The sequence below is a fragment of the Streptomyces sp. NPDC031466 genome (genome assembly GCF_055581265.1).
The window spans coordinates 476,370-497,880 of sequence record NZ_JBVIJT010000006.1; the positions used below are offsets into that span (position 1 = coordinate 476,370).

A 21,511-nucleotide genomic window follows, 5' to 3' on the forward strand; every position below is an offset into this window, starting at 1 on the left:
ACGGCGGCCGTCTCCTCGACGCACGAGGGGGCGGCCGCCGTCGTCGTCGCGCCGCCCTGTACTCCCCGTCGCCCCTGAAGGGCACGGCTTTCGGCATTCCGGGCCGCATCTGGCGGGTAGGGGGCGCGCAACGTCGAACAAGCGTGTAGCTTCCGGGAGATGAAGGGCCGGGGGGCCTGCGGGAACTGGGGGGTTTCTATGGGTGTGCGGCTCATGGTGGTCGACGATCACCGGCTGCTCGCCGAGGCGCTCGCCTCGGCGCTGAAGTTGCGCGGGCACCGGGTGCTCGCCGCCGCCGCGCCCCCGGCGGGCGCGGCGGAGCTGGTCATCAGCCGGGCGCCGGAGGTCTGTCTCCTCGGCACGGCCACGCCCGCGGAGCCGGGCATGTTCGATCCCGTGGTCAAGATCAAGCGGGAGCGCCCGCAGGTGGCGGTCCTGGTGCTCGGACCGGTGCCGAATCCGCGCGGGATAGCCGCCGCCTTCGCCGCCGGCGCCTCCGGGTACGTACGCCACGACGAGCGCATCGAAGGAGTGGAGCGCGCCATCATGAAGGCGCGCGCCGGGGAGGCCGCCGTCGCGCCGCAGCTGCTGCAAGGGGCCTTCAGCGAGCTGCTGAACCCGGCCGCGCAGCCCGACGACGAGGGGCAGCGCCTGTTGCAGATGCTCACGCCCCGCGAGGTCGAGGTCCTGGTGCGGGTGGCGGACGGCGACGACACCCGGCTGATCGCGGCCGGGATGGGGATAGCGCCGAGCACGGCGCGCACCCACGTGCAGCGGGTGCTGATGAAGCTGGGGGTCGGCTCGCGCCTGGAGGCCGCCGCGCTCGCGGCGCGCACGGGCCTGCTGGACCGCGCCGAGCGCCCCGCCTCGGCGCACGCGGAGCCCGCCGAGGGCGCGGACACGCGGCTGGGGCCCGGGCCACCGCGGTGAACCCGGGCCCCGCGGGCGGGCGTTACGCGTCGTCGGCCGGTGTCCCGGCGGGCGCCGCCATGGGGCGCAGCCACAGCCAGCCGAGGAAGAAGAGCCCGAGGGCGAGCATGCCGAGGCCCGTCCACAGGTTGATGTTGATGTTCTCGGCCTTCTTCAGGTCGGCGTCGGACGCGGTGATCCCGGCGATCGTCACGATGATCCCGTAGACGACGAACAGGCCGCCGATGATGCGCCGGATGTCGAAGAGGCGGGCGGCTGTCGCGGACTTGCGCTCGAGGTCGGAGACTTCGTCGTGCAGTTCTGACATGGTGTGCGGTCCTCCGATCGGGGCTAGAGCGAGTACGGCAGGTAGCAGGCGGCGGCGAGGACGACGGCGCCCCAGCCGAGCAGCGCCGGCTTGCGGTACCAGGCGTCGTCACCGGCCTCGGCACCCTCGTCCTCCAGGCCCGGGGAGGCCGTTCCGTAGACCAGACCGGCCAGTTCGGCCTCCGGCCTGGGCGCGGTGAACAGGGTGACGACGACCATGACGAGCGCGCCGGCGACGAAGCCGACGATGGCCGAGACGAAGTTGGCGCCCTGGTCGGTCGGGATGTCGACGACGCCCTGCTTGTAGATCCAGAAGTAGTTGACCATCGCGGCGGTCGTGCCCGCGACCAGACCCCACACGCCGGACTTCATCGAGGCCCGCTTCCAGAACATGCCGATGATGAAGACGACGAACATCGGGACGTTGAAGAAGGAGAACAGGGTCTGGAGGTAGCCCATGATGTTGGAGAACGACGAGGCGATGAACGCCGTGCCGATCGAGGCGAGCACTCCGATCGCCGTGATGAGCCGGCCGAATGTCAGGTAGTAGCCGTCCTCGCGGTCCTTGATCACGTACTTCGCCCAGATGTCGTAGGTGAAGACGGTGTTGAAGGAGGAGACGTTCGCCGCCATGCCCGCCATGAACGCGGCGAGCAGACCGGTGACCGCGATGCCGAGGACGCCGTTGGGCAGCAGTTCCTGCATCAGGTAGGGGATCGCGTCGTTGTACGTCAGGTCGGAGCCCGGCGTGCCGATCTTCGGGACCAGGACGGCGGCGATCAGGCCCGGGATCATCACCAGGAAGACGATGAAGATCTTCGGGAAGGCGGCGATCAGCGGGGTGCGCTGGGCGGCGGAGAGGTTCTTCGCGGACAACGCGCGCTGCACCTCGGCGAAGTTGGTCGTCCAGTAGCCGAAGGAGAGCACGAAGCCGAGGCCGAGGATGATCGTCAGCCAGTTGGCGCCGAGCGGGTTGGCGTCGCCGATGCCGGTGCCGCCCCAGGCGGTGAGGAAGTCGTCGCCGTGCTGCTTCTCGATGGAGCCGCTCAGGCCGTCCCAGCCGCCGACCTTCTTCAGGCCGATGACGCAGATCGGGATGAGCGCGGCGAGGATCACGAAGAACTGGAGCACCTCGTTGTAGATCGCCGAGGAGAGGCCGCCGATGGTGATGTACGCGAGCACGAACAGGCCGGCGACGACGATCGCCACCCACTGCGGCCAGCCCAGCAGCGCCTCGACGACGATCGACAGGGCGTAGAGGTTGACGCCCGCGATGAGTATCGCCGCGAAGGCGAAGAGCGCCGAGCTGAGCAGGTGCGCCGACCTGTCGAAGCGCTGGAGCAGGAACTCCGGGACGGAGCGGACCTTGCTGCGGTAGTAGAAGGGCATCATGACCAGGCCGAGGAAGACCATGGCCGGGATGGCGCCGATCCAGTACCAGTGGACGACGGCGACGCCGTACTGGGCGCCGGTGGCGGCCATGCCGAGGATCTCGGTGGCGCCGAGGTTCGCGGCGACGAAGGCGAGACCGGTGACCCAGGCGGGCAGGGAGCGGCCCGAGAGGAAGAAGTCGAGGCTGGTCCGCACGGAGCGCCGGGCGGCGAAGCCGATGCCGAGGACCACGGCGAAGTAGATCGCGAGGATCGCGTAGTCGAGGCCGTTGGTGGGCAGCCGAAGTCCCTCGGCCAGGGTTTGTGTGGGGGACTGCATGGGTGAACTCGCTTCGTTGCGCGAACGGATCAGACGGAACCTACGCCCCTTGCCTCGATAACTGAACAGTTCTGTTGGTGTTCTTTGTTTGATTGTGATTGACAGCGCTTTCGGTGCCCCTTGGGGGCACAGGGCCCGCACAGTGGGTGACCGGCATTGACGAAGCTGTTGCCTTGTGCTTTGTTATGTTCGGTTCTGTTGGGTAGGTGGTGGTGAGGAGCCCGGACGTGAAGAAGACCTCGACCCGTCTCGCCGACGGTCGTGAGCTCGTCTACTACGACGTGCGCGACGACACGGTCCGCGAGGCCGTCGACCGGCGCCCGCTCGGGCCCGTCTCCACCACGTCGGAGATCCGCGCGGACCGCCTGCTGGGCGACGCGGTGGCCATCGCCTCCCACCGCCAGGGCCGCACCTACCACCCGCCGGCCGACGAGTGCCCCCTGTGCCCCAGCGCCGGGGACCGGCTCAGCGAGATCCCCGACTCCTCGTACGACGTGGTGGTCTTCGAGAACCGCTTCCCCTCGCTCGCGGGCGACGCGGGCCGCTGCGAGGTGGTGTGCTTCACCTCCGACCACGACTCGTCCTTCGCCGACCTCACGCCCGAGCAGGCCGCACTCGTCCTGGAGGCCTGGGTCGACCGGACCGCCGAACTGTCCCAGCTGCCCTCCGTGGCGCAGGTGTTCTGCTTCGAGAACCGCGGCGCCGAGATCGGCGTGACCCTCGGCCACCCGCACGGCCAGATCTACGCCTATCCGTTCGTCACGCCCCGCACCGACCTGATGCTGCGCTCGCTCGCCGCCTTCAAGGAGGCGTCCGGCGGCCGCAACCTCTTCGACGACATCCTCGCCGAGGAGAGCGCGGGCGAACGGGTCGTCCTGGCGGGCGAGCACTGGGTGGCCTTCGTGCCGTACGCCGCGCACTGGCCCTACGAGGTGCACCTCTACCCCAGGCGCCGGGTGCCCGACCTGCTCGCGCTCGGCGAGGAGGCGCGCGCGGAGTTCCCGCGGATCTATCTGGAACTGCTGCGCCGCTTCGACCGGATCTTCGGCGAGGGGCAGCCGGCCACCCCCTACATTGCCGCGTGGCACCAGGCGCCCTTCGCCGGCCTGGAGGGACATGACGGCATCAACCGGGACGACTTCGCCCTCCACCTCGAACTTTTCACGATCCGCCGCACTTCGGGCAAGCTGAAGTTCCTCGCGGGTTCCGAATCCGGCATGAGCGTGTTCATCAACGACGTGCCGCCGGAAACCGCGGCCGAGCGACTGCGAGAGGTAGCGACTTCATGAGCGGTAAGTACCTGGTCACCGGCGGAGCGGGCTATGTCGGAAGCGTGGTGGCCCAGCACCTGATCGAGGCCGGCCACGAGGTGAGCGTCCTCGACAACCTCTCGACCGGCTTCCGCGAGGGCGTGCCCGCGGGCGCCGCCTTCATCGAGGGCGACATCCGCGACGCCGCCAAATGGCTGGACCCCTCCTTCGACGCCGTCCTGCACTTCGCCGCCTTCTCACAGGTCGGCGAGTCCGTCGCCAAGCCCGAGAAGTACTGGGACAACAACGTCGGCGGCACCATGGCCCTGCTCGCCGCCATGCGCGACGCGGACGTGCGCAGGCTCGTCTTCTCCTCCACCGCCGCGACCTACGGCGAACCGGTGAGCACTCCCATCACGGAGAGCGACCCGACCGCCCCCACCTCGCCCTACGGCGCCTCGAAGCTCGCCGTCGACCACATGATCACCGGCGAGGCCACCGCCCACGGGCTGGCCGCCGTCTCGCTGCGCTACTTCAACGTCGCGGGCGCCTACGGGCAGTACGGCGAGCGCCACGACCCCGAGTCGCACCTCATCCCGCTGGTCCTCCAGGTCGCCCAGGGCAGGCGCGAGGCGATCAGCGTCTACGGCGACGACTACCCCACCGACGACGGCACCTGCGTACGCGACTACATCCACGTCGCCGACCTCGCCGAGGCCCACCTCCTCGCCGTCGGGGCCGCCACCCCCGGCGAGCACCTGATCTGCAACCTCGGCAACGGCAACGGGTTCTCCGTGCGCCAGGTCATCGAGACCGTCCGCCAGGTCACCGGGCACCCCATCCCCGAGGTGATGGCCCCGCGCCGCGACGGCGACCCGGCGGTGCTCGTCGCCTCCGCCGCCACCGCACGCGAGAAGCTCGGCTGGCACCCGTCCCGCCCGGACCTCGCGGGCATCGTCGCCGACGCCTGGGCGTTCGCCCGGCGAAAGGGGTAGTTGATGGCCACGGCAGCCGAAGTCGGCGCGCAGTTCGAGAAGTTGTACGGGTACGCGCCGGACGGCGTCTGGTCGGCCCCCGGCCGCGTCAACCTCATCGGCGAGTACACGGACTTCAACGAGGGCTTCGTGCTGCCGCTCGCCCTCCCGCACACCGCCGTCGCCGCCGTCTCCCCGCGCACCGACGGCGTCCTGCGGCTGCACTCCGCGGACATCGACGCCCCGCTCGCCGAACTGCGCGTCGACGAGCTGACCCCACTGTCCGACGGAGGCTGGGCCGCCTACCCCGCCGGGGTCGTCTGGGCCCTGCGGGAGGCCGGGCACGCCGTCACGGGCGCGGACCTGCACCTGGCCTCGACGGTCCCGACCGGCGCCGGCCTCTCCTCGTCGGCCGCCCTGGAAGTCGTCACCGCGCTCGCCCTCGACGAGCTGCTCGGGCTCGGGCTCACCCGGCCCGAACTGGCCGTCCTCGCCCAGCGCGCCGAGAACGCCTTCGTCGGCGTGCCCTGCGGTGTCATGGACCAGATGGCGTCGGCGTGCGGCGCCGAGGGCCACGCCCTGCACCTGGACTGCCGCGATCTGTCCCTGCGCCAGGTCCCCTTCGACCTCGCGGCCGAGGGGCTGCGGCTGCTCGTCGTGGACACCCGCGTCAAGCACGCTCTCGGCGACGGCGCCTACGCGGAGCGCCGCGCCGGGTGCGAGGCGGGCGCCGCGGCCCTCGGCGTCGGCCACCTGCGCGACATCGCGTACGAGGACCTCCCCGCCGCCCTGGAGCGGCTCACGGACGAGAAGGTCCGCCGCTACGTCCGCCACATCGTCCGCGACAACCACCGCGTCGAGCGGGTCATCGGCCTCCTGGACGCCGGTGACGTCCGCGCGATCGGCCCCGTCCTCACCGAAGGACACGCCTCGCTCCGCGACGACCTGCGCATCTCCTGCCCGGAACTGGACCTGGTGGTGAGCACCGCGAACACGGCGGGCGCGCTCGGCGCCCGGATGACCGGCGGCGGCTTCGGCGGCTCCGCGATCGTCCTGGTGGAGAGCGCCGGCACCGACGCGGTGACAGAGGAGATCCGCACCGCCTTCACCTCGGCCGGCCTCACGGCACCGCGCATCTTCCCGGCGGTGGCGTCGGCGGGGGCGCGCCGGGAGAAGTAGGCGGCCGCGAACAGGTCCCGCCGCGCGGTCACACTTTCGCGAAGCGGTTCGTCATGGCAGTGAACGACCCCGGCCGGGGCGCGAGGGCGCACCGGCGACTGCCCGATGAGGAGCCTCTTCGATGTCCACCGCACACGTCGTCATCACTCTGCTGGCCGCCGCGACGACCGGTTTCTCGGCCTCCTCGGTCTTCCTGCGCTCGAAGTGGGTCGTCGGCCCCATGGCCGACTACGGCATCCCCATGTCGTGGCTGCCCTGGCTCGGCACCGCCAAGGCCGCGGGCGCCGCGGGCCTGGTGGCCGGCCTGTTCGTGCCGTTCGTCGGGGTCGCCGCCGCGATCGCCCTGGTGCTGTACTTCACCGGGGCCGTCGTCGCCGTGGTGCGGGCCCGCTGGTACGCGCACATCCCCTTCCCCCTGATCTACGCGGCGCCGGTCGTCGGCGCCCTGGTGCTCACCCCAGCCGCTTGGTGAGCGTGAACTCCTTGACGCCCTCGGGGTAGTCGGGGATCACGCACACCAGGTCGTACCCCTGATTGCGGTAGAAGCCCGGTGCCTGGAAGTCCCAGGTCTCCACGCGGGAGTTGAGGCAGCCCCGCTCCTCGCGGGCCACGCGCTCCGCCTCGGCGAGCAGCCGGGAGCCGAGGCCCGCCCCGCGGTGGCGGTCGTCGACCCACAGGAGGTCGACGTGGAGCCAGCGGGCCCAGGTGTACGCGGCCAGACCGGCCGCGAGGCCGCCCGACGCGTCCAACGCCCAGAGGGCCAGGGGGACTTCCTCGTCGTCGACCGTGCCGCGCAGGGCGCGGATCGCCGGGGACGCCGCCGTGTTCGTCGCGGCGAGCCGCGAACGAAGCAGAGCAAGCCGCTCTTTGTCGACTCCTGTCTCCATACGAAACATACGGCTCACCATAAACGCGCCGGGCAATCAGTTCTGCAAATCACCTTCCGCTCCAGGCGTGCGGCCCTACTCTGAAGGGCAGTGCCGGTGGGGGCCGGCGCCGATCAGGGGGCGAGACGGTCGGGTGCGACGCCCGGCATGGGGGAGGCGGTGACCGCGCGGCGGCGGCCGTGCCACTGTGACGACCCCTGTTTCCGGGCGCCGTACCCGCTCCGATCGTTCTCCGACGTATTCGACGGGGGTATCCCCTGCTCCTTGCGGGAGCGCGGGGAAGGGGGTTTTCGTGGTTCGCATCCGAGTACTGGTCGTGGACGACCATCGCATCTTCGCCGAGTCGCTGGCCGCCGCGCTGGCGGCCGAGGCCGACGTGGAGGTGTCCGCCGCCGGGAGCGGGCCCGCCGCGCTGCGCTGCCTGGAGCGGGCGGTCGCCGAAGGCCGGCGGTACGACGTGCTGCTGGTCGACGCCGACCTGGGCGCCACCGCGAGCGCCCTCCAGGGCGCCAGGCCGGCGGTCCCCGTCCAGGAGGGCAACGCCGAGGGGCTCGTCGACGGGATCTCCCTGGTCGCGGGCGTCCGTTCCGGCCAGCCTGCCGTGCGGACCGTGGTGCTCGCCGAGAAGGACGATCCGCGCCGCGCGGCCCTCGCGCTGCAGGCGGGCGCCTGCGGCTGGGTCGCCAAGGACTGCTCGCTCTCCCGGCTCCTGACGGTCATCCGGGGTGTGCTGCGGGACGAGACGCATCTGCCGCCCGCCCTGCTCACCGGCGTCCTGCGCGAACTGACCGCCGCCCGCAAGCACCGCACCGAGTCCGAGCGCCTGGTGGAGTCCCTGACCCCGCGCGAGCGCGAGGTGCTGCGCTGCATGGTGGCGGGCCTGGGCAGGAAGGCCGTCGCCGAGCGCCTCTTCCTCTCCCCGCACACCGTGCGCACCCACATGCAGAACGTGCTGGGAAAGCTCGGCGTGCACTCCACGCTCGCGGCCGTCGCGCTCGCCCGGCGCGCGGGCGTCGGGCCGGTCGACCTAGCCGGGGATGTTGTCGAACGGGGCGGTCAACTGGCGTAGCAGTCCGGCCAGTTCACCCCGCTGGGCGCGGGACAGCTCCGCGAGGATCGCCCGCTCCTGCGCCAGCAGGCCGGCCAGGGCCTGGTCCGCGCGGTCCCTGCCCTCGGCGGTCAGCCGCACGAGCACGCCGCGCCGGTCGCTCGGGTCGGGCAGCCGCTCGACGAGGCCCTTCTTCGCGAGGCGGTCGATGCGGTTGGTCATCGTGCCGGACGTCACCAGGGTCTGCGTCAGGAGCTGGCCGGGGGAGAGCTGGTAGGGCGCGCCCGCGCGCCGCAGCGACGTCAGGACGTCGAACTCCCACGGCTCCAGATGGTGCTCGGCGAACGCCAGCCTGCGGGCCCGGTCGAGGTGCCGCGCCAGCCTGCTCACGCGGCTGAGCACCTCAAGTGGTTCCACGTCGAGGTCCGGGCGCTCTCTGCGCCACGCCGCGACCAGCCGATCGACCTCGTCCTCCATGACGATCAGTGTAGGGGGTCTGTCGACGTGAAGTCTCTTGACGTCAAGATTCTCAAGGGTGAGGATGACGCGGGAAGGGCGTGCACACGAACGCCCCCGACTCCGAGGAGGTCCGCCATGCCGGCCGCCACACCCGCCGCCACCTGGGATCCGCGCCAGTATCTGCGCCACGGCGACCATCGGGCCCGGCCCTTCCTCGACCTCCTTGACCGCGTGCCCGAGCTGCCCGCCGCCGAGGGCCGCCCGCCCCGCGTGGCCGACCTCGGCTGCGGGCCCGGCACCCTCACCCGGCTGCTCGCGCGGCGGTGGCCCGACGCGCACCTCACCGGCCTGGACAACTCCCCGCAGATGCTGGCCGAGGCCGAGCGGCTCGCCGGCCCCACGGACGGCGGCGGACGCCTGGACTTCGCCGCCGCCGACGCGACGGAGTGGGCCCCGGCCCCGGAGACGTACGACCTGATCCTCTCCAACGCCACCCTCCAGTGGGTGCCGGGCCACCCGGACTCCTTCCCCGCCTGGATCGCCGCGCTCACCCCCGGCGGCACGTTCGCCTTCCAGGTGCCCGGCAACTTCGACGCCCCGAGCCACGTCCTGATGCGGGAGCTGGCCGAGTCCGGGAGCTGGCGGGAGCGGCTCGGCGGGCGGCTGCGGCACGCGGACGCCGTCCTGACGCCCGAGGCCTACCTGGAGCGGCTCACGGGGCTCGGCTGCGAGGTCGACGCCTGGGAGACGACGTACCTGCACGTCCTGAAGGGCCCGGACCCCGTCCTGGACTGGGTCAAGGGCACGGGCCTCGTCCCCGTCCTCACCGCGCTCGGGGACGACGCCGAGGCGCGGGAGGCGTTCCTCACGGAGTACGGGACGCTCCTGCGGGAGGCATACCCCGCCGGGGACCACGGCACGGTCTTCCCCTTCCGGCGGGTGTTCGCGGTGGCGCGCAGGGGGGATGCCTGACGCTCACGGCGTCGCGGCAAGCGGCAATCTCTGGCCTGACCTCGCACTTTTGGGTGAAGGCCCAGGGCTCTACGGGTGACAGCGCGCCATGCGCCATAGCGTCGCGGTGTCGCTTGTGCCGCAGTGGCGCCCGCGCCCACACTGATGGAGGAGGTGCTGCACGATGACCGCTCTCGCACATGAGGTGACTCCCGTGGTGGACAACCCGGTATCCGACTTGGACGAGGTCCTGTGGCAGGCGTGGAAGGCCATGGATCTCCCCGAGGGCTACCGCGCCGAGATCATCGAGGGAGCCATCGAGGTGTCGCCTACCGGTCGCCGTCGTCATACGGTGCTGATCAACCGCCTGCGCCGGGCCCTTGAGGGCCATATGGACGGCAGCAATCTCGCGCCTTATCAGGACGGCAACCTCATCCACCGGAGCAAGGTCTGGATTCCCGACCTCTTCGTGGCCCCCGAGGACCTCGACGAGATCCCCGACGAAGAAGACCTCGGCGTCGACGCCGCCGGAGTCGCTCTGGTCGTCGAGGTCGTCTCGCCCGGGCGCCGCAACATCGAGCGGGACCGGGTCCGCAAGCGCCGCGAGTACGCCCGCGCGGGCATCCCCGTCTACGTGATCGTCGACGACTTCGACGAGGACGGCGCCGTCCTCGTGCTGAGTTCGCCCAACCCGAAGAAGGCGTCCTACGAGGACGAGCACCGGGTGCCCTACGGCACCGACGCGGTCATCCCGAGCGGTCCCGCCAAGGGGTTCGTCATCGGCGAGGACATCACGCGCAGCTGACCGCGCCCCCGTTCCCGGGGGCCGTCAGCTCTTGCGGTGGCCTATCAGGCGCGGCTTCGGTTCCAGGCCGTCCAGGCCGTGCCAGGCCAGGTTGACCAGGTGCGCCGCCACCTCGGCCTTCTTCGGTTTGCGGACGTCCAGCCACCACTGGCCCGTCAGCGCCACCATGCCGACCAGCGCCTGCGCGTACAGCGGCGCCAGCTTGTGGTCGAAGCCGCGGCCCTTGAACTCCTGGCCCAGGATGTCCTCGACCTGCGTGGCGATGTCGGAGATGAGCGAGGCGAAGGTGCCCGTCGACTGGGCGACGGGGGAGTCGCGGACCAGGATGCGGAAGCCGTCCGTGTACGTCTCGATGTAGTCGAGGAGGGCGAAGGCGGCCTGTTCGAGGAGTTCGCGGGGGTGCCCGGCGGTGAGCGCGCTCGTCACCATGTCCAGGAGCTGGCGCATCTCGCGGTCCACGACCACCGCGTACAGCCCCTCCTTGCCGCCGAAGTGCTCGTACACCACCGGCTTGGAGACCCCGGCCTTCGCCGCGATCTCCTCCACCGACGTGCCCTCGAATCCCTTCGAGGCGAACAGCGTGCGGCCGATGTCCAGCAACTGCTCCCGGCGCTCGGCCCCCGTCATCCGGGTCCGGCGGGTGCGCCGGGGCTGCTTCTCTTTGCCGGCAGGACTGGAATTGCTGGAATCGGTCGCCACGTCGTCCATCATGCCGCGTCAGCGCCCGATGACTGTCGGCGGGCGTCGATGCGGGACTTGGAGGGCCAGCGCACGTCGGACGCCCAGCCGAGCTGCTCGCACCAGCGGATGATCCGGGCGGAGGAGTCGAGCTGGCCCCTCATCACACCGTGCCGCGCGGACGTCGGGTCGGCGTGGTGGAGGTTGTGCCAGGACTCGCCGCAGGACAGCACCGCGAGCCACCACACGTTGCCCGAGCGGTCCCGGGACTTGAAGGGGCGCTTGCCGACCGCGTGGCAGATGGAGTTGATCGACCAGGTGACGTGGTGCAGCAGGGCGACGCGCACCAGCGAACCCCAGAAGAACGCCGTGAAGGCGCCCCACCAGGACATCGTCACCAACCCGCCGACCACCGGCGGGATCGCGAGCGAGACGATCGTCCAGAACAGGAACATGCGGGAGATGCGGCGGATCGCCGGGTCCCTGAGCAGGTCCGGCGCGTACTTCTCCTGCGACGTCCGCTCCTCGTCGAACATCCATCCGATGTGCGCCCACCACAGGCCCTTCATCAGGGCCGGGACCGTCTCACCGAACCGCCAGGGCGAGTGCGGGTCGCCCTCCGCGTCGGAGAACTTGTGGTGCTTGCGGTGGTCGGCCACCCAGCGGACGAGCGGCCCTTCCACGGCCATCGAACCGGCGACCGCGAGCGCGATCCGCAGCGGGCGCTTCGCCTTGAAGGAGCCGTGCGTGAAGTAGCGGTGGAAGCCGATGGTGATGCCGTGGCACCCCAGGTAGTACATGAACACGAGCAGGCCGAGATCCAGCCAGCTCACTCCCCACCCCCAGGCCAGCGGCACCGCCGCGAGCAGGGCGAGGAACGGGAAGACGATGAACAGGAGCAGGCTCAGCTGTTCGACGGACCGCTTCTGGTCGCCGCCCAGCGTGGCGGGGGGAAGCGGCGCGGCGGAGGCCGGGGCGCCGGCCGTGGAAGCGTCGTCGATCACATCGGTCTCGGCGGGCGCATCGGAAGCTGTGGTCATGGGCAGGTCCCCTGGGGGTCGAGGGTCGAGGTCGGAGGGTGTCCACGGGTACGGGTACCGCTTCCTACGGTTCCGTAACCTACGGCGACGTAAGTATGGCAGCGCGGGGCGTCTCGGCAAGTGGCCGAAACTTCCCCGCCACGCGGTGACATCTATCCTTGGAACCGGTCGGACAGCGCGGTCCGCTCTGAACCCTCCCCGGATCCTTGACCGGGACCCCAGACGTGCTTCACCACTGCAAGGAGCCGCACCTGTGAGCAGTGCCGACGACCAGGGCCGCCAGGCCACCCGTACAGCCAGCACCGAGCTGCGCGCCGACATCCGCCGCCTGGGCGACCTGCTGGGCGAGACCCTCGTACGCCAGGAGGGCCCCGAACTCCTCGAACTGGTCGAGAAGGTCCGCCACCTCACGCGCGAGGACGGCGAGGCCGCCGCCAAGCTGCTGGGCGGCACCGAGCTGGAGACCGCGGCCAAGCTGGTCCGCGCCTTCTCCACCTACTTCCACCTCGCGAACGTCACCGAGCAGGTCCACCGCGGCCGCGAGCTGCGCGCCCGGCGCGCCGCCGAGGGCGGGCTGCTCGCCCGCACCGCGGACCGCCTGAAGGACGCCGACCCCGAGCACCTGCGCCAGACCGTGCAGAACCTGAACGTGCGGCCCGTCTTCACCGCGCACCCCACCGAGGCCGCGCGCCGCTCGGTGCTCAACAAGCTCCGCCGCGTCGCCGAGCTCCTGGAGACCCCGGTCATCGACTCCGACCGGCGCCGCCACGACACCCGACTGGCCGAGAACATCGACCTCGTCTGGCAGACCGACGAGCTGCGGGTGGTGCGCCCGGAGCCCGCCGACGAGGCCCGCAACGCCATCTACTACCTCGACGAGCTGCACGCCGGCGCCGTCGGTGACGTCCTGGAGGACCTCACCGCCGAGCTGGAGCGCGTCGGCGTCCAGCTGCCCGCGGGCACCCGCCCCCTCAGCTTCGGCACCTGGATCGGCGGCGACCGCGACGGCAACCCCAATGTGACGCCCGCCGTCACCTGGGACGTCCTGATCCTCCAGCACGAGCACGGCATCAACGACGCGCTCGACATGATCGACGAGCTGCGCGGCTTCCTGTCGAACTCCATCCGCTACACCGGAGCCACCGACGAGCTGAAGGCCTCCCTCCAGGGCGACCTGGAGCGGCTGCCCGAGATCAGCCCCCGCTACAAGCGGCTCAACGCCGAGGAGCCCTACCGGCTCAAGGCGACCTGCATCCGGCAGAAGCTGGAGAACACCAAGCAGCGCCTGGCCAAGGGCACCGCGCACGTGCCCGGCCGCGACTACCTCGGCACGAGCGAGCTGCTGGAAGACCTCACGCTCATCCAGACCTCCCTGCGCGAGCACAAGGGCGCCCTGTTTGCCGACGGCCGGATGAACCGCACCATCCGCACCCTGGCCGCCTTCGGCCTCCAGCTCGCCACCATGGACGTACGCGAGCACGCCGACGCCCACCACCACGCGCTCGGCCAGCTCTTCGACCGCCTCGGCGAGGAGTCCTGGCGGTACGCGGACATGCCGCGCGAGTACCGCCAGAAGCTGCTCGCCAAGGAGCTGCGCTCGCGCCGCCCGCTCGCGCCGTCCCCGGCGCCGCTGGACGCCGCCGGCGAGAAGACCCTCGGGGTCTTCCTCACCGTCAAGAAGGCCCTGGAGGTCTTCGGACCCGAGGTCATCGAGTCGTACATCATCTCGATGTGCCAGGGCGCCGACGACGTGTTCGCCGCCGCCGTCCTCGCCCGCGAGGCCGGCCTGATCGACCTGCACGCCGGCTGGGCCAAGATCGGCATCGTGCCGCTCCTGGAGACCACCGACGAGCTGCGCGCCGCCGACGTCATCCTGGACGAGATGCTCGCCGACCCGTCGTACCGGCGGCTGGTGGCGCTCCGCGGCGACGTGCAGGAGGTCATGCTCGGCTACTCCGACTCCTCCAAGTTCGGCGGCATCACCACCTCCCAGTGGGAGATCCACCGCGCCCAGCGCCGGCTGCGCGACGTCGCCCACCGCTACGGCGTGCGCCTGCGCCTCTTCCACGGCCGCGGCGGCACCGTCGGCCGCGGCGGCGGCCCCTCGCACGACGCGATCCTCGCCCAGCCCTGGGGCACCCTGGAGGGCGAGATCAAGGTGACCGAGCAGGGCGAGGTCATCTCCGACAAGTACCTCGTGCCGTCGCTGGCCCGCGAGAACCTCGAACTGACCGTCGCGGCCACGCTCCAGGCGTCCGCCCTGCACACCGCGCCGCGCCAGTCCGACGAGGCCCTCGCCCGCTGGGACGCCGCGATGGACATCGTCTCCGACGCCGCGCACTCCGCGTACCGGCGCCTCGTCGAGGACCCGGACCTGCCGACGTACTTCCTCGCGTCGACGCCGGTCGACCAGCTCGCCGACCTGCACCTGGGCTCCCGGCCCTCGCGCCGCCCCGGCTCGGGCGTCTCGCTCGACGGCCTGCGCGCCATCCCGTGGGTCTTCGGCTGGACCCAGTCGCGGCAGATCGTCCCCGGCTGGTTCGGTGTCGGCTCCGGACTGAAGGCGCTGCGGGAGTCGGGCCTGGACACCGTGCTCGACGAGATGCACGAGCACTGGCACTTCTTCCGCAACTTCCTCTCCAACGTCGAGATGACGCTGGCCAAGACGGATCTGCGGATCGCCCGGCACTACGTCGACACGCTCGTCCCGGACGAGTTGAAACACGTCTTCGCGACGATCCAGGAGGAGCACGAGCTGACCGTCCGTGAAGTCCTGCGGATCACCGGGGGCAAGGAGCTGCTCGACTCGCACCCGGCGCTCCAGCAGACCTTCGCGATCCGCGACGCCTATCTCGACCCGATCTCGTATCTCCAGGTCGCCCTGCTCAAGCGGCAGCGGGAAGCGGCGGCCGCCGGCCAGGAGCCTGACCCGTTGCTCGGGCGGGCGCTGCTTCTCACCGTCAACGGTGTCGCGGCCGGGCTGCGGAACACCGGCTGACTCCTGCGGGTGCGTGGGGGCTGGTCGCGCAGTCCCCCGCGTCCCTGGAGGGGGCGCTCCTGACGGGGCGCCCCCTTCGCCGTTCTAGGAGTTGTACGTGCTCTGGGCCCGCTCCAGGCCCTCGATGATCAGGGCCTCCGCCGCGTCCGCGGCCCGGTCCACCAGGTAGTCGAGTTCCTTGCGTTCCGTCGAGGAGAAGTCCTTCAGGACGAAGTCCGCCACCTGCATCCGGCCCGGCGGGCGGCCGATGCCGAACCGCACCCGGTGGTAGTCGGGGCCCATCGCCTTCGTCATCGACTTCAGGCCGTTGTGGCCGTTGTCGCCGCCGCCCAGCTTCAGCCGCAGCGTGCCGTAGTCGATGTCCAGCTCGTCGTGGACCGCGACGACGTGCTCGGTGGGCACCTTGTAGAAGTCGCGCAGCGCCGTGACGGGGCCGCCCGACACGTTCATGTACGACATGGGCTTCACCAGGATCACCCGGCGGCCCGTGGGACCCGGCGCCCCGATCCGGCCCTCGACCACCTGGGCCTGCGCCTTCGCGGCCCGCTTGAACTTCGCGCCCATGCGCCGCGCGAGCAGGTCGGCCACCATGAAGCCCACGTTGTGCCGGTTCATGGCGTACTCGGGGCCCGGATTGCCGAGGCCCGCGATCAGCCAGGGCGCGTTGGCGTCGGTCGTCACGTGCGTGTCTCCTTCATACGCGGGCAGCCGCCGCCCCCGAGGGAGCGGCGGCTGCCGTGCCGAATGTGCGTCGCGAGGATCAGGCCTCGGCGGACGCGTCGCCCTCGGCGGACTCGGCCGGGGCCTCCTCGGCCTGCGCGGCCAGGACCTGGAGGACGACCGCGTCCTCGTCGATGGCCAGCTTGGAGCCCGACGGCAGCGGGATGTCCTTGGCGAGGATGGACGCGCCGGCCTCCAGGCCCGCGATGGAGACGGTGACCTCGGTCGGGATGTGCGTGGCCTCGGCCTCGACCGGCAGCGTGCTGAGCACGTGCTCCAGGAGGTTGCTGCCCGGGGCCAGCTCGCCCTCGGTGTGGACCGGGATCTCGACCGTGACCTTCTCGCCGCTGCGCACGAGCAGCAGGTCGACGTGCTTCAGGATGCCCTGACGGAGGGCGTCGCGCTGCACGGCCTTCGGGATGGCCAGCTGGGTCTTGCCGTCCACGTTCAGGGAGAGCAGGACGTTCGGGGTGCGCAGGGCGAGCAGCAGCTCGTGGCCCGGCAGGGTCAGGTGGACCGGGTCGGCACCGTGGCCGTAGAGCACGCCGGGAACCTTGTTCTCGCGGCGGATGCGGCGCGAGGCGCCCTTGCCGAACTCGTTGCGGGTCTCGGCGGAGATCTTGACCTCGGACATGTGCACTCCTCGTACAACAGGTGTCGGATGGGGTTACCCGGCCATACGACTGGCCTGCTACGAAGAGCGCGTCGATAACGGACCGCCACACAAAGGTGTGGCCTCCCTCGCCGAGCAACTTCAGCAGTCTACTCGGCCGGGAGGCCACACCCAAAAGGATCTTTACTGCTCCTCGAAGAGGCTCGTCACCGAGCCGTCCTCGAAGACCTCGCGCACCGCGTTGGCGATGGTCGGCGCGATCGAGAGCACCGTGATCTTGTCCAGCTCCAGCTCGCCCGGCGTCGGCAGCGTGTCCGTGAAGACGAACTCGCTCACCTTCGAGTTCTTCAGGCGGTCCGCGGCCGGACCGGACAGCACGCCGTGCGTCGCCGTCACGATGACGTCCTCCGCGCCGTGCGCGAACAGCGCGTCGGCGGCGGCGCAGATCGTGCCGCCCGTGTCGATCATGTCGTCGACCAGGACGCACACGCGGCCCTGCACCTCACCGACGACCTCGTGCACGGTCACCTGGTTGGCGACGTCCTTGTCGCGGCGCTTGTGGACGATCGCCAGCGGCGCGCCGAGACGGTCGCACCAGCGGTCGGCGACGCGCACGCGTCCGGCGTCCGGCGAGACGACCGTGAGCTTGGAGCGGTCCACCTTCGCGCCCACGTAGTCCGCGAGGATCGGCAGCGCGAACAGATGATCCACCGGGCCGTCGAAGAAGCCCTGGATCTGGTCGGTGTGCAGGTCGACCGTGAGGATGCGGTCGGCGCCCGCGGTCTTCATCAGGTCGGCGATCAGGCGCGCCGAGATGGGTTCACGGCCGCGGTGCTTCTTGTCCTGGCGCGCGTAACCGTAGAACGGCACGATGACGGTGATGGAGCGGGCCGACGCGCGCTTCAGCGCGTCGATCATGATGAGCTGCTCCATGATCCACTTGTTGATCGGAGCGGTGTGGCTCTGGATCAAGAAGCAGTCGGCGCCACGCGCCGACTCCTGGTAGCGGACGTAGATCTCGCCGTTGGCGAAATCGAAGGCCTTCGTCGGCACGATGCCGACACCCAGCTTGTGTGCGACCTCCTCGGCCAACTCGGGGTGGGCGCGGCCGGAGAAGAGCATCAACTTCTTCTCGCCGGTCGTCTTGATCCCGGTCACAGCACTGTCTCCTCAGAGAGTTCTTCCCGCTGCCGTACTCACGCGTCCCGGTGCGTCGAGTCGGCCGAATGTGTGCACCTATCACGGTACGCCGTGTCAGACGCACCTGTTTCCGGTCAGCTTGCGCCGTCCGCCTCCCGGGCAGCCGCCTCGGCCGCCTTCGCGGCCGCGCTCCCCGGACGCTTCCGGGCCACCCAACCCTCGATATTCCGCTGCTGGCCCCGGGCGACGGCCAGCGAACCCGCCGGCACGTCCTTGGTGATCACGGAGCCGGCGGCGGTGTAGGCGCCGTCCCCCACCGTGACAGGAGCCACAAACATGTTGTCCGAGCCGGTGCGGCAGTGGGAGCCCACCGTCGTGTGGTGCTTCGCCTCGCCGTCGTAGTTCACGAAGACGCTGGCCGCGCCGATGTTGGAGAACTCGCCGATCGTCGCGTCGCCCACGTACGACAGATGCGGCACCTTCGAACCGGCGCCGATCGTGGCGTTCTTCATCTCCACATACGTACCCGCCTTTGAACCGGTCCCAAGCCGGGTTCCCGGGCGCAGATACGCGAACGGGCCGACGCTCGCCCGCTCCCCGATCTCCGCGCGGTCGGCCACGCTGTTGTCCACCCGCGCCCCGGGGCCCACCGTCGTGTCCCGCAGCCGGGTGTTGGGGCCCACCTCGGCGCCCTTGGCCACGTGCGTGGCGCCGTGGAGCTGGGTCCCCGGGTGGAGCACCGCGTCCCGCTCGAAGGTCACCGTGGCGTCGATCCAGGTGGCGGCGGGGTCGACGACGGTCACCCCGTCGAGCATGGCCGCCGTCAGCAGCCGGTCGTTCAACGTCTTGCGCGCCTGCGCCAGTTGGACGCGGTTGTTGATGCCCGCGATCTCCTCGTGGTCCCCGGCGACGGAGGCGCCCACGCGGTGGCCGGCCTCGCGCAGGATGCCCAGCACGTCCGTCAGGTACTCCTCGCCCTGGCTGTTGTCCGTGCGCAGCTTGCCGAGCGCTTCGGCCAGCAGCCGGCCGTCGAAGGCGAACACCCCGGAGTTGATCTCGCGGATCGCGCGCTGCGCCTCGGTGGCGTCCTTGTGCTCGACGATCGCGGTGACCGCGCCGCTCTCGCCGTCGCGCACGATGCGGCCGTAGCCGGTCGCGTCCGGCACCTCGGCGGTCAGCACCGTCACGGCGTTGCCGTCGGCGGTGTGGGTGGCGGCGAGCTGCTGGAGCGTGGCGCCGGTCAGCAGCGGGGTGTCGCCGCAGACGACGACGACGGTGCCCTCGACCGCGCCCAGCTCCTCCAGGCCGATGCGCACGGCGTGGCCGGTGCCGTTCTGCTCGGCCTGGTAGGCGGTGCGGACCTGCGGCGCGACGGCGCCGAGGTGCTCGCGGACCTGCTCGCTCTGGAAGCCGACGACGGTGACGAGCCGCTCGGGGGAGAGCGCGGAGGCGGCGTGGAGCACGTGCCCGATGAGGGACCGGCCGCAGATCTCGTGCAGGACCTTGGGAAGGTCCGACTTCATACGGGTGCCCTCACCCGCTGCGAGGACGATGACGGCCGGGCGGGTTGCGCTCACGGGGATGCCCTTCGGCTTCGGATGGCTGGTGCCTCTGTGGGGTGGACATCCGCAGGATACCGGGGCGTAGGGGGGTGGAAACGGCGGCGGGTCCCGACCTCGGAGGTCGGGACCCGTACGGTGCGGCTCCCCCGCCAGGACTCGAACCCGGACAGATGGCACCAAAAGCCACAGTGCTGCCAATTACACCACGGGGGAACAATCCGTCTGGACCGGACATCTGCCCGGTCCGCCGGATCGGCACCCAACACTATGCCGCACCGAGGGCCCCGCGTGCGACGCCAGGGGGCACCGGAAACTCACCGGAAAAGCGGCGAGGAACGCCCGTACGCTGAGACACATGACCATGACGGGGGACGACCACACCGCGGCCATGACCGGGCCGTGGTGGTGGGAGAGGCGGCGCGGGGCCGCGTTGGACGTGGGGCTCGCGGTGGTGTCCGCGGTGGAGTGCGGCGCAGAGGGGGTGGCCTTCGCCCGGGACGCGGGGCTGCCGACGGCGGTGGGGATCTGTTTCGGCTCCCTCGCGGGGGCGTCGCTGCTGTTCCGGCGGCGCTGGCCGGTCGCCGTGGTGCTCGTCTCCATCGCCATCACGCCCGCCCAGATGGGTTTCTTGCTGACGATCGTCGGCCTCTACACGCTGGCGGCCTCGGAGCTGCCGCGCCGCGTCACCGGCGCGCTCGCGGGCATGTCGATGGCGGGGACGCTCATCGTCGCGCTGGTGCGGGCGAGCCGGGACCTGGCGGAGGAAGGGGCGCACCCGCCCATAGGCAGTGAGTTCGTGCCGTTCTTCGCCGTCGCCGCGGCGATCGGCGTGACGGCGCCGCCGGTGCTGCTCGGACTGTATGTGGGGGCGCGGCGGCGGCTGATGGAGAGCCTGCGGGAGCGCGCGGACGACCTGGAGCGCGAACTCCAGCTGCTCGCCGAGCGCGCGGAGGAGCGCGCGGAGTGGGCGCGGGGCGAGGAGCGCACGCGGATCGCCCGCGAGATGCACGACGTGGTGGCGCACCGGGTGAGCCTGATGGTGGTGCACGCGGCGGCGTTGCAGGCGGTGGCGCGCAAGGATCCGGAGAAGGCCGTGAAGAACGCGGCGCTGGTCGGTGACATGGGCCGCCAGGCGCTGACCGAGCTGCGGGAGATGCTCGGCGTGCTGCGCACCGGCGACGGGACGAGGGGCGCGCGGCCGGCGGAGCCGGTGCCGCTGGCCGCCGTGGGGTACGCGGCGGCCGTGGCCGCCTCGCGCGCGGTGGACGAGGACGGGCCCTGCCTCGCGGAGCTGGAGGAACTGGTGGGCCAGTCGCGGGCCGCCGGCATGGCGGTGGACCTGACGGTCGAGGGGGAGCCGCGGGACTACGCCGCCGACGTGGAGCAGACCGCGTACCGCGTGGTCCAGGAGGCGCTGACGAACGTGCACAAGCACGCGGCGGGCGCCAAGACGTACGTACGGCTCGCGCACCGCGGGGCGGAGATCGCGATGCAGGTGGAGAACGAGCCGCCGCCGAAGGCCGGTTCGACGGACGCGCGACTGCCCAGCGGCGGCAATGGCCTGGTGGGCATGAAGGAGCGGGTCACGGGACTCGGCGGCGTCTTCGTGTCGGGCCCGACGGACGGCGGCGGCTTCCGTGTCTCGGCGGTCCTGCCCGCCGCCGCCCCGGCCGGCTGACCTCGCGCGCGTGCCGGCCTGGCGCGCGTACTGACCTCGCCGCGCGCGTACGCCGGTCAGCTCGCCGTCAGCCGGGTCGGCCGGACGCCGGTGACGAGCGTGGCGAGGGCCTGGTCGAGGCGGGCGCCGAGGAACCAGTCACCGCTGTGGTCCAGGCTGTAGACCCGGCCCTGGGCGTCGATGGCGAGTAGCGCCTGGGTGTCCGTCTCCTCGCCGATGGGGCACACCTGGGTGCCGAGGGCCCGGCCGAGGTCGCCGAGGGTGCGGGCCAGGTGCAGGCCGTACATCGGGTCGAGGTGCACGGTGGCGGGCGCTATCTGGCGGCCGGGGCCCTGCGGGGTGATGTGCAGCCCGCCGAATTCGGCCCAGGCCTCCACGGCGGCCGGGAAGACGGAGTGCCGGTGCCCGGCCGGTGAGGTGTGCCGGCGCAGCGCGTCGGCCCAGATCTCGGCCTGCTTGATGTCCCAGCGCCCGGGGCGCCAGCCGGCCGCGAGCAGGGCGGCGTCGACGGGGACGGGCAGCGGGGCGGCGCCCGCGCGGGCGGCGGGGGCGGTGTGGTCGGCGTGCATGGGGCCCTTGTTCG

At 71.4% G+C, this 21,511-nt stretch carries 21 protein-coding genes and 1 tRNA gene; 10 read left to right on the forward strand and 12 right to left on the reverse strand.

Going from position 1 to position 21,511, the window contains the following annotated elements:
• The first annotated feature begins 198 nt into the window (after positions 1-198).
• Positions 199-930 carry a helix-turn-helix transcriptional regulator gene (locus ACZ5GP_RS17390; protein WP_468751657.1) on the forward strand — a complete coding sequence of 244 codons (732 nt, stop codon included), beginning with the start codon at positions 199-201 and terminating at the stop codon, positions 928-930.
• A gap of 22 nt (positions 931-952) precedes the next feature.
• Here the strand turns inward: ACZ5GP_RS17390 and ACZ5GP_RS17395 are convergent, their stop codons facing one another.
• On the reverse strand, positions 953-1,237 hold the full coding sequence (locus tag ACZ5GP_RS17395; RefSeq protein ID WP_468751658.1) for a hypothetical protein: 285 nt from the start codon (positions 1,235-1,237) through the stop codon (positions 953-955).
• 23 nt (positions 1,238-1,260) lie between these two features.
• Positions 1,261-2,946, reverse strand: a complete 1,686-nt coding sequence (locus ACZ5GP_RS17400) for a sodium:solute symporter family protein (protein ID WP_468751659.1) — start codon at positions 2,944-2,946, stop codon at positions 1,261-1,263.
• 227 nt (positions 2,947-3,173) lie between these two features.
• Between ACZ5GP_RS17400 and galT the strand changes: the two genes are divergently transcribed.
• The 4 genes from galT (at position 3,174) to ACZ5GP_RS17420 (ending at position 6,821) form a co-directional block, all read left to right on the forward strand.
• Positions 3,174-4,235, forward strand: coding sequence for a galactose-1-phosphate uridylyltransferase (gene galT, locus ACZ5GP_RS17405; RefSeq protein ID WP_468751660.1), 1,062 nt, complete (start codon positions 3,174-3,176; stop codon positions 4,233-4,235).
• Entirely contained in the window at positions 4,232-5,191 is a 960-nt protein-coding gene (gene galE, locus ACZ5GP_RS17410; protein ID WP_468751661.1) for a UDP-glucose 4-epimerase GalE, read from the forward strand. The genes galT and galE overlap by 4 nt, the downstream gene beginning before the upstream one ends.
• Positions 5,192-5,194: 3 nt before the next feature.
• The gene (gene galK / locus ACZ5GP_RS17415; RefSeq protein ID WP_468751662.1) at positions 5,195-6,349 is read left to right on the forward strand and encodes a galactokinase; all 1,155 of its coding nucleotides are present in this window, start codon (positions 5,195-5,197) and stop codon (positions 6,347-6,349) included.
• Between the two features lie 121 nt (positions 6,350-6,470).
• Positions 6,471-6,821, forward strand: a complete 351-nt coding sequence (locus tag ACZ5GP_RS17420) for a DoxX family protein (protein ID WP_468751663.1) — start codon at positions 6,471-6,473, stop codon at positions 6,819-6,821.
• Here the strand turns inward: ACZ5GP_RS17420 and ACZ5GP_RS17425 are convergent.
• On the reverse strand, positions 6,802-7,257 hold the full coding sequence (locus tag ACZ5GP_RS17425) for a GNAT family N-acetyltransferase (protein ID WP_468751664.1): 456 nt from the start codon (positions 7,255-7,257) through the stop codon (positions 6,802-6,804). The genes ACZ5GP_RS17420 and ACZ5GP_RS17425 overlap by 20 nt on opposite strands.
• A gap of 271 nt (positions 7,258-7,528) precedes the next feature.
• Between ACZ5GP_RS17425 and ACZ5GP_RS17430 the strand changes: the two genes are divergently transcribed.
• Positions 7,529-8,305, forward strand: a complete 777-nt coding sequence (locus ACZ5GP_RS17430) for a LuxR C-terminal-related transcriptional regulator (protein WP_468751665.1) — start codon at positions 7,529-7,531, stop codon at positions 8,303-8,305.
• On the opposite strand, the gene tamR is transcribed toward ACZ5GP_RS17430, so the two are convergent.
• A complete protein-coding gene (tamR, locus tag ACZ5GP_RS17435) occupies positions 8,264-8,761 on the reverse strand; it encodes a MarR family transcriptional regulator TamR (RefSeq protein WP_468751666.1) in 498 nt (165 codons plus the stop codon). The two genes, ACZ5GP_RS17430 and tamR, sit on opposite strands and share 42 nt — an antisense overlap.
• Before the next feature lie 117 nt (positions 8,762-8,878).
• Between tamR and ACZ5GP_RS17440 the strand changes: the two genes are divergently transcribed.
• Positions 8,879-9,715, forward strand: coding sequence for a trans-aconitate 2-methyltransferase (locus ACZ5GP_RS17440; RefSeq protein ID WP_468751667.1), 837 nt, complete (start codon positions 8,879-8,881; stop codon positions 9,713-9,715).
• 163 nt (positions 9,716-9,878) lie between these two features.
• Positions 9,879-10,499, forward strand: a complete 621-nt coding sequence (locus ACZ5GP_RS17445) for a Uma2 family endonuclease (protein WP_468751668.1) — start codon at positions 9,879-9,881, stop codon at positions 10,497-10,499.
• A gap of 24 nt (positions 10,500-10,523) precedes the next feature.
• On the opposite strand, the gene ACZ5GP_RS17450 is transcribed toward ACZ5GP_RS17445, so the two are convergent.
• Together ACZ5GP_RS17450 and ACZ5GP_RS17455 are read right to left on the reverse strand one after the other, a co-directional pair.
• Positions 10,524-11,210 (reverse strand): TetR/AcrR family transcriptional regulator, encoded by a 687-nt coding sequence (locus ACZ5GP_RS17450; protein WP_468751669.1) that lies wholly within the window; start codon positions 11,208-11,210, stop codon positions 10,524-10,526.
• Positions 11,207-12,217, reverse strand: a complete 1,011-nt coding sequence (locus tag ACZ5GP_RS17455) for an acyl-CoA desaturase (RefSeq protein WP_468751670.1) — start codon at positions 12,215-12,217, stop codon at positions 11,207-11,209. The genes ACZ5GP_RS17450 and ACZ5GP_RS17455 overlap by 4 nt, the downstream gene beginning before the upstream one ends.
• A 253-nt stretch (positions 12,218-12,470) precedes the next feature.
• Between ACZ5GP_RS17455 and ppc the strand changes: the two genes are divergently transcribed.
• Positions 12,471-15,215: a phosphoenolpyruvate carboxylase gene (gene ppc / locus ACZ5GP_RS17460; RefSeq protein WP_468751671.1), complete on the forward strand. Its 2,745-nt coding sequence runs from the start codon at positions 12,471-12,473 to the stop codon at positions 15,213-15,215.
• Positions 15,216-15,299: 84 nt separating this feature from the next.
• On the opposite strand, the gene pth is transcribed toward ppc, so the two are convergent.
• The 5 genes from pth to ACZ5GP_RS17485 form a co-directional block, all read right to left on the reverse strand.
• Positions 15,300-15,896 (reverse strand): aminoacyl-tRNA hydrolase, encoded by a 597-nt coding sequence (gene pth / locus ACZ5GP_RS17465; protein WP_468751672.1) that lies wholly within the window; start codon positions 15,894-15,896, stop codon positions 15,300-15,302.
• Positions 15,897-15,975: 79 nt separating this feature from the next.
• Positions 15,976-16,569, reverse strand: coding sequence for a 50S ribosomal protein L25/general stress protein Ctc (locus ACZ5GP_RS17470; protein WP_358697380.1), 594 nt, complete (start codon positions 16,567-16,569; stop codon positions 15,976-15,978).
• A 162-nt stretch (positions 16,570-16,731) separates the two neighbouring features.
• Positions 16,732-17,706 carry a ribose-phosphate diphosphokinase gene (locus tag ACZ5GP_RS17475; RefSeq protein WP_127909859.1) on the reverse strand — a complete coding sequence of 325 codons (975 nt, stop codon included), beginning with the start codon at positions 17,704-17,706 and terminating at the stop codon, positions 16,732-16,734.
• A gap of 116 nt (positions 17,707-17,822) precedes the next feature.
• Positions 17,823-19,265 (reverse strand): bifunctional UDP-N-acetylglucosamine diphosphorylase/glucosamine-1-phosphate N-acetyltransferase GlmU, encoded by a 1,443-nt coding sequence (glmU, locus tag ACZ5GP_RS17480; RefSeq protein ID WP_468751673.1) that lies wholly within the window; start codon positions 19,263-19,265, stop codon positions 17,823-17,825.
• Positions 19,266-19,391: 126 nt separating this feature from the next.
• Positions 19,392-19,463 (reverse strand) — tRNA-Gln (locus ACZ5GP_RS17485).
• Positions 19,464-19,605: 142 nt separating this feature from the next.
• Between ACZ5GP_RS17485 and ACZ5GP_RS17490 the strand changes: the two genes are divergently transcribed.
• Positions 19,606-20,928 (forward strand): sensor histidine kinase, encoded by a 1,323-nt coding sequence (locus ACZ5GP_RS17490; RefSeq protein WP_468751674.1) that lies wholly within the window; start codon positions 19,606-19,608, stop codon positions 20,926-20,928.
• A gap of 56 nt (positions 20,929-20,984) precedes the next feature.
• On the opposite strand, the gene ACZ5GP_RS17495 is transcribed toward ACZ5GP_RS17490, so the two are convergent.
• Complete coding sequence (locus ACZ5GP_RS17495; protein ID WP_468751675.1) at positions 20,985-21,497, reverse strand: SUKH-3 domain-containing protein; 513 nt, start codon at positions 21,495-21,497, stop codon at positions 20,985-20,987.
• Positions 21,498-21,511: the final 14 nt, after the last annotated feature.

Bases quoted from the DNA above. Each gene is read 5' to 3' on its own strand.
- tamR (WP_468751666.1), bottom strand. From the start codon at position 8,761: ATGGAGGACGAGGTCGATCGGCTGGTCGCGGCGTGGCGCAGAGAGCGC.
- ACZ5GP_RS17390 (WP_468751657.1), top strand. From the start codon at position 199: ATGGGTGTGCGGCTCATGGTGGTCGACGATCACCGGCTGCTCGCCGAG.
- ACZ5GP_RS17400 (WP_468751659.1), bottom strand. From the start codon at position 2,946: ATGCAGTCCCCCACACAAACCCTGGCCGAGGGACTTCGGCTGCCCACC.
- ACZ5GP_RS17470 (WP_358697380.1), bottom strand. From the start codon at position 16,569: ATGTCCGAGGTCAAGATCTCCGCCGAGACCCGCAACGAGTTCGGCAAG.
- ACZ5GP_RS17490 (WP_468751674.1), top strand. From the start codon at position 19,606: ATGACCATGACGGGGGACGACCACACCGCGGCCATGACCGGGCCGTGG.
- ACZ5GP_RS17395 (WP_468751658.1), bottom strand. From the start codon at position 1,237: ATGTCAGAACTGCACGACGAAGTCTCCGACCTCGAGCGCAAGTCCGCG.
- galE (WP_468751661.1), top strand. From the start codon at position 4,232: ATGAGCGGTAAGTACCTGGTCACCGGCGGAGCGGGCTATGTCGGAAGC.
- ACZ5GP_RS17445 (WP_468751668.1), top strand. From the start codon at position 9,879: ATGACCGCTCTCGCACATGAGGTGACTCCCGTGGTGGACAACCCGGTA.
- ACZ5GP_RS17455 (WP_468751670.1), bottom strand. From the start codon at position 12,217: ATGACCACAGCTTCCGATGCGCCCGCCGAGACCGATGTGATCGACGAC.
- galK (WP_468751662.1), top strand. From the start codon at position 5,195: ATGGCCACGGCAGCCGAAGTCGGCGCGCAGTTCGAGAAGTTGTACGGG.
- ACZ5GP_RS17450 (WP_468751669.1), bottom strand. From the start codon at position 11,210: ATGATGGACGACGTGGCGACCGATTCCAGCAATTCCAGTCCTGCCGGC.
- ACZ5GP_RS17420 (WP_468751663.1), top strand. From the start codon at position 6,471: ATGTCCACCGCACACGTCGTCATCACTCTGCTGGCCGCCGCGACGACC.
- ACZ5GP_RS17440 (WP_468751667.1), top strand. From the start codon at position 8,879: ATGCCGGCCGCCACACCCGCCGCCACCTGGGATCCGCGCCAGTATCTG.
- ACZ5GP_RS17425 (WP_468751664.1), bottom strand. From the start codon at position 7,257: ATGGTGAGCCGTATGTTTCGTATGGAGACAGGAGTCGACAAAGAGCGG.
- ACZ5GP_RS17495 (WP_468751675.1), bottom strand. From the start codon at position 21,497: ATGCACGCCGACCACACCGCCCCCGCCGCCCGCGCGGGCGCCGCCCCG.